This window comes from Actinomadura soli (genome assembly GCF_005889715.1).
In the GTDB taxonomy this organism is placed as follows: domain Bacteria; phylum Actinomycetota; class Actinomycetes; order Streptosporangiales; family Streptosporangiaceae; genus Spirillospora; species Spirillospora soli.
In genome coordinates, this window is record NZ_VCKW01000379.1 from 1 (window position 1) to 5,532 (window position 5,532).

General features: G+C 69.7%; 7 protein-coding genes, 1 tRNA gene and 1 other RNA gene. 3 read left to right on the forward strand and 6 right to left on the reverse strand.

The genetic code is table 11. The features are described from left to right. Window positions 1–65: 65 nt before the first annotated feature. Genes ETD83_RS43240 through ETD83_RS38585 form a run of 4 tightly spaced genes read right to left on the reverse strand, consistent with a single transcriptional unit; the run spans window position 66 to window position 1,895 of the window. Window positions 66–233 (reverse strand): hypothetical protein, encoded by a 168-nt coding sequence (locus ETD83_RS43240; protein WP_171064682.1) that lies wholly within the window; start codon window positions 231–233, stop codon window positions 66–68. 35 nt (window positions 234–268) lie between these two features. Next, window positions 269–826, reverse strand: coding sequence for a DUF5063 domain-containing protein (locus ETD83_RS38575; RefSeq protein WP_138650135.1), 558 nt, complete (start codon window positions 824–826; stop codon window positions 269–271). After that, window positions 819–1,418 carry a recombination mediator RecR gene (gene recR / locus ETD83_RS38580; protein WP_138650136.1) on the reverse strand — a complete coding sequence of 200 codons (600 nt, stop codon included), beginning with the start codon at window positions 1,416–1,418 and terminating at the stop codon, window positions 819–821. Before recR ends, ETD83_RS38575 begins: the two co-directional genes overlap by 8 nt. Window positions 1,419–1,478: 60 nt before the next feature. Further along, the gene (locus tag ETD83_RS38585; RefSeq protein ID WP_138650140.1) at window positions 1,479–1,895 is read right to left on the reverse strand and encodes a YbaB/EbfC family nucleoid-associated protein; all 417 of its coding nucleotides are present in this window, start codon (window positions 1,893–1,895) and stop codon (window positions 1,479–1,481) included. Between the two features lie 290 nt (window positions 1,896–2,185). Here ETD83_RS38585 and ETD83_RS38590 point away from each other — a divergent pair, with 290 nt between their 5' ends. Continuing rightward, on the forward strand, window positions 2,186–2,713 hold the full coding sequence (locus ETD83_RS38590; protein ID WP_230421481.1) for a 2'-5' RNA ligase family protein: 528 nt from the start codon (window positions 2,186–2,188) through the stop codon (window positions 2,711–2,713). 27 nt (window positions 2,714–2,740) lie between these two features. Here the strand turns inward: ETD83_RS38590 and ETD83_RS38595 are convergent, their stop codons facing one another. Together ETD83_RS38595 and ffs are read right to left on the reverse strand one after the other, a co-directional pair. Then, complete coding sequence (locus tag ETD83_RS38595; protein WP_138650138.1) at window positions 2,741–4,813, reverse strand: DNA polymerase III subunit gamma and tau; 2,073 nt, start codon at window positions 4,811–4,813, stop codon at window positions 2,741–2,743. Window positions 4,814–4,870: 57 nt separating this feature from the next. Continuing rightward, an RNA gene (ffs, locus tag ETD83_RS38600) (signal recognition particle sRNA small type) lies at window positions 4,871–4,966 on the reverse strand. A gap of 58 nt (window positions 4,967–5,024) precedes the next feature. Between ffs and ETD83_RS38605 the strand changes: the two genes are divergently transcribed. Both ETD83_RS38605 and ETD83_RS38610 read left to right on the forward strand, forming a co-directional pair. Continuing rightward, window positions 5,025–5,369 (forward strand): DUF952 domain-containing protein, encoded by a 345-nt coding sequence (locus tag ETD83_RS38605; protein WP_138650139.1) that lies wholly within the window; start codon window positions 5,025–5,027, stop codon window positions 5,367–5,369. Between the two features lie 10 nt (window positions 5,370–5,379). Further along, window positions 5,380–5,467, forward strand: a tRNA-Ser gene (locus ETD83_RS38610). Window positions 5,468–5,532 lie beyond the last annotated feature (65 nt).

Sequence of the window (5,532 nt, forward strand, 5' to 3'; positions counted from 1 at the left end):
CCCCTAGCGCGCCACGCCCGCCCCCCGGCGAGCAGGGGGTCTCCGACCAACGTCCCAAGAATTGATCATCCAAGCCACACCGCTGACCGCATGCGGACCCACCCCCAGCCGCGCCCTCGCGCCCACGTCGCCTCGTCCACGCCGAGGATGTCGCGGATGTCGCGGTACCCGTCCCGCACGCCGGCGGGCAGGAACGTCCAGGGGGTGAGCAGGTCGCAGGCGGGATCACCCATGCGGACGCGCCGCCAGGGCCGACACATAGGGCTGGCTAAGGGGCCATGGGAACTGTGGCGACTTCGGGAGCAACATCCAGGCGGGAGTTCGCCACGAAGGCGTGCAGGGCGCGCAGAGCCGCGCCGGCGTGGTTGCCCCAGTGGTTGAAGTAGGAGTACTGCCACCACCAGAGGGCTTCCAGCGGACGGTCCTGGTTGTAGTGACGCAGCCCATGGACGAGGTCGCTGGCGACGTCGACCAGGTCGTCCGACAGGCGGTAGGACGTGGGCTCGGTGTCCTTGTACGGGTCGAAGACCTCGACGTACTCGTCCATGACGCTCAGCCGCTCGGACAGGCCCTGCCGGACGGCGTCGAGATCCGGGTCGTCGCCGACCTCCGGCTCCCAGTTGTCCGGGAGGATCACGTCGGCGCTGGCGCCGAGCTGCGCACCCGCCAGGATGACCTGCGACACCTCGAGAAGGAGCAGCGGGACGGTATGGACGCCGCCGTCGCCGCGTGCGACGGCTTCCAGTCCGTTCAGATAGTTGTCGACGTGGCACGCCACGCGCTCGGCGAGGGCGTTCCAGTCCTGCGGGCTGTTGGTGTCAGACATCGAGCAGCCTCCGTCCTTCGAATGCGCGGCCCAGCGTCACCTCGTCGGCGTACTCGAGGTCGCCACCCACCGGCAGGCCGCTGGCCAGACGGGTGACGGTGAGGCCCATGGACTTGACGAGCCGGGCGAGATAGGTCGCCGTCGCCTCGCCCTCCAGGTTGGGGTCGGTGGCGAGGATCAGCTCGGTCACCGTCCCGTCCGCGAGACGCTGCATCAGCTCACGGATGCGCAGATCGTCCGGGCCGACGCCCTCGATCGGGCTGATCGCGCCGCCGAGGACGTGGTAGCGCCCCCGGAACTCGCGGGTCTTCTCGATCGCGACGACGTCCTTGGACTCCTCCACGACGCAGATCACGGCCGGGTCGCGGCGCGCGTCCCGGCAGATCCGGCATTCCTCTTCTTCCGCGACGTTCCCACACGTCTTGCAGAAGCGGACCTTGTCCTTGACCTCCTTGAGCGCCTTGCCGAGACGTTCCACGTCGGCGGGGTCGGCGGCGAGAAGGTGGAAGGCGATCCGCTGCGCGCTCTTGGGGCCGACGCCGGGCAACCTGCCCAGCTCGTCGATGAGGTTCTGAACCACCCCTTCGTACAACGGACCCCTCCTTTCTGCTGCGTCCTATGTCGTCCTGAGTCGTCCTGTACCGCCGCCGGGTCAGGCGCCGGGTCCGCCACCCGAACCGCCGGGACCGCCGGGGCCGCCGCCGAGCCCGGGGAAGCCGCCGGGCAGCCCGCCGCCCGCGCCGCCACCGAGACCGGGGATGCCGCCCCCGCCGCCCAGCCCTTGGGCGAGCGGTCCCATCTTCTCCTGCTGCAACTCCTGCACCTCGCGCCCGGCGTCGCGGATCGCGGCCAGGACCAGGTCGGCGATGGTCTCCGCGGTGTCCGCCGGATCGTCGACGTCGACGGCCTTCGGGTCGATCGACAGCCCCGTGATCTCGCCCTGCCCGTTGACCGTCGCGGTCACAAGCCCGCCTCCGGCGGTCCCCGTCACCTCGGCCTCCGCGAGCTCGCGCTGCGCGCTGAAGAGCTGCTCCTGCATGGCCTGCGCCTGCTGGAGCAGTTCCTGCATGTTCAAACCACCGGGTTCCACGGTGCACCTCCCTCTTCCGGCCCTAGTGAGGACCATCTCCTGGCGCTCCGCCAGCCACCGGACGTCCGTCCCCCGAGACTACGGGTTCGCACCAGGATGCGGTAAGAGCGCCCACCGGTGTGCCGACTCCCCCCAACCCCCGCCAATGGAAGACCAACGTCCTCCACACCAGGGACACTGACGACACACCCCGTCCACACCCGTACACACCCGAACCCACGCCCATCGGTGCCGATACTGATCGGGTGGAACTCGGCCTCATGTTGCCCATGCCCGCCGACCTCAGCGAGCCGATCGAACGTTTCCGGGCGCGGCATCCGCACTGGGCGAGCCGCCCCATGCGGTCCCGGCCCCATCTGTCGATCAAGGGAGGGGCGGGACTGTCCGACGACCCTGCCTGCCTTGACCTGCTGAGGAGGATCACAGCAAGGACCGCGCCCTTTGAGGTGCGTCTAGGAGATCTCGCCGTGTTCCCCGGTGAAGACCGGGTGCTGCACCTGCGGGTGGAGTCCCCCGGCTGGACGCGGTTGCACCGCACCCTTGTCGACACGATCGCCCGGCACACGAACGCCGAGATGCATCCGCTGGAAATCGCGGGATGGATCCCGCATGTGACCGTGCTGCGCTTGACCGCCGAAGCGTTGGAACAGCGTGAGCGGGTCTTCGCGGAGGCCCATCGGACGGGGCTCCCGGCGAACACCTCGTTCACTGCTCGAAGCCTGAGCATGCAGCACCTGGACGCCGTCGCCGACTGGTGGAAGCCCGTCCACACCTTCGACCTCGGCGGCCCGGCGTGAACGGTCATCCGGCGCCGGGCCGGGCGGTCACGTGTTGTCGATCTCCCGGATGATCTGGCCGCCGAGTTCGCGCTGGAGGAGCGCCATCCCGTTCATCTCGGCCTCGGCGCCGTCGGCGTCCGCGTCGCCCTCCGGATCGACCTCGTCGCTCTCGTCCATCGGGGGCGGCTCGGGTGGCGGCGGAGGCTCGTCCGGCGGCGGGGGCGGCGGTTCCTGAGCCTGGTCGTGCCTCGGGGCGGACGGTTGGACGGGCGGCCGCGGCGGAGGTGTCGGGTTCGGTGTGGCCGACGCACCGAACCCGGCGCTAGGGCCTGATCGACCAGGTGGAGGCCCCGCAGGCGCGCCGCCGACAGCGGTCTCGATCCGCCATTCGACGCCCATCCGCTCCTTGAGGACCTCCCGGAGGACGGTGTCCCTGCCCCCGTTGACGAACCCCAGCCGGCGTCCCTCGGCGTCGAACCCGAGGGTGAGGACCTTGCCGTCGAGCGACACAGGCTGCACCCCGGCCATGATGACCATCCAGGTGGCGCGGCTCTTCTGCTTGACGGCCTCGACGATGTCCGGCCAGAGACGCTGGACGGCGGAGAAGTCCATCCCCCCCGCCGACCCTGCCGGCGCAGCCGCCTGGGCAGGCCGAGGGTTCGGAGCCGCAGGGGCCGCCGACGTGCTCTCGGCGGAAGCTCTCGGCGCACTCTGGGTCGGCGCACTCTGGGTCGGCGCACTTTCGGTCGACCCACCTCGGGGTGCCGCACGACGGTTATCCACAGATGCTGGTTCTGCCGGTGCCGCTGACGACGGAACGCCATCGTTGGGTGATGGCCGCTCTCCACGCGTCTGCGAACCGCCCGGCCCACTTTGAGCGGGGGCCTCCTGCATCGGGGGCGGCGTGAACGCCTGCGTCATGTTGCCGCCCTGAGGAGCCTGGACGCCCCCAGCGCCCTGAGCGGCCTGGCGTTCCAAGCGGTCAAGACGGGCGAACATCGAGGACTCGTCCTCGTAGGCGGCGGGAAGGAGGATGCGAGCGCAGATCAGTTCCAGCAGCAGCCGCGGAGACGTGGCGCCGCGCATCTCGGTCAGTCCGGTGTGCAGCAGGTCGGCGGCGCGGGTCAGTTCCCCCGGTCCGAGGGAGGACGCCTGGCGCCGCATGTCCTCCAGCTCGTCCGGCGGGACGTTCAGCAGCCCCGAGCCGCCCGCCTCCGGGACGTTCGACAGGATGACCAGGTCGCGGAAGCGTTCCAGCAGGTCGGCGGTGAAGCGTCGCGGATCCTGGCCGCTTTCGATGACCCGGTCGATCGCGGCGAAGACGGCGGCGCCGTCACGGGCCGCGAAGGCGCCGATGACCTCGTCCAGGAGCGCGGAGTCGGTGTATCCGAGCAGCGAGACGGCCCCGGAGTAGGTGATGCCCTTCTCGTCCGACCCGGCAAGGAGCTGGTCGAGGATCGACAGCGTGTCGCGGGCCGACCCGGCACCCGCCCGGACGGCCAACGGCAAAGCGGACGGCTCGTAGGGAACGTCCTCCGCCCGCAGGATCTCCTCGACGAGCTCCTGCAGGACGCCCGGCGGGATCAGCCGGAACGGGTAGTGGTGCGTCCGGGACCGGATCGTCCCGATGACCTTCTCCGGCTCGGTGGTCGCGAACACGAACTTCAGATGCGGCGGCGGCTCCTCGACGAGCTTCAGCAGCGCGTTGAAGCCCTCCCGCGTGACCATGTGCGCCTCGTCGATGATGTACACCTTGAAACGCGCCGAGACCGGAGCGAAGAACGCCCGTTCGCGCAGGTCACGGGCATCATCAACACCACCGTGGGACGCGGCGTCGATCTCGATCACGTCGATGTGGCCCGTCCCGGCCGGCCCGAGCGCCACGCAGGAGTCGCACTCCCCGCAGGGGTCGGGCGTCGGCCCCTGTTCGCAGTTCAGCGACCGGGCGAGGATCCGGGCGCTGGATGTCTTCCCGCAGCCGCGCGGTCCGCTGAACAGGTACGCGTGGTTGATCCGGCCGTTGCGCAGCGCCTGCTGAAGCGGCTCGGCGACGTGTTCCTGCCCTTTCAGCTCGGCGAACGTCGCTGGCCGGTACTTGCGGTACAGAGCCAGACTCATCGGGGGTCCGCCCTCCCTCGAGAAGCAGAGCGTCGGATGTGCGGTGTCGCCGTCAAACCAAGGGACCCCCCGCACACCCGACAGAGCCTGCTTATCCTTGCTGCCTTCCGGCCCTGGGGAGGTTCACAGGGTGACGCCGTGCGAGGGGTCTGCCTCAGTCTATGGCATCCCACGCACCGGATTGCCACGCTTCCGGCGTAGCCTGCGCCGCATGCCTGTCCCTACACACGACACGCTCTTGCACATCGCCGAACGGACCCACTGGGAGGCCGCCCGCGACACCGGAGTGTCGTACAGCATGTCGACGCTCGGCAGAACCCTCGATGAAGAGGGATTCATCCACTGCTCGTCCGGCATGCTCCAGGTGGACGGCGTCCTCGCCCGCTTCTACGCCGCCGTCCCCCGATCAGACCTGGTGCTCCTGGTCATCGACACGTCCCGGCTGGACGCCCCCGTCCGGTACGAGCAGGCCGACGACGACCTCTTCCCGCACGTCTACGGCCCGATCCCGGTGTCCGCGGTTATTGATGTCAGGTCACTGCCCGAGACCCGGTAGGCTTTCCCGCGGAGGATTCGCCTAGTGGCCTAGGGCGCACGCTTGGAAAGCGTGTTGCGTGCAAGCGCTCGCGAGTTCGAATCTCGCATCCTCCGCCACACCAAGGCCGGTACCTGCAACGGGTACCGGCCTTCTCGCGCTACGCGCCCCGCTCCGCCCACCC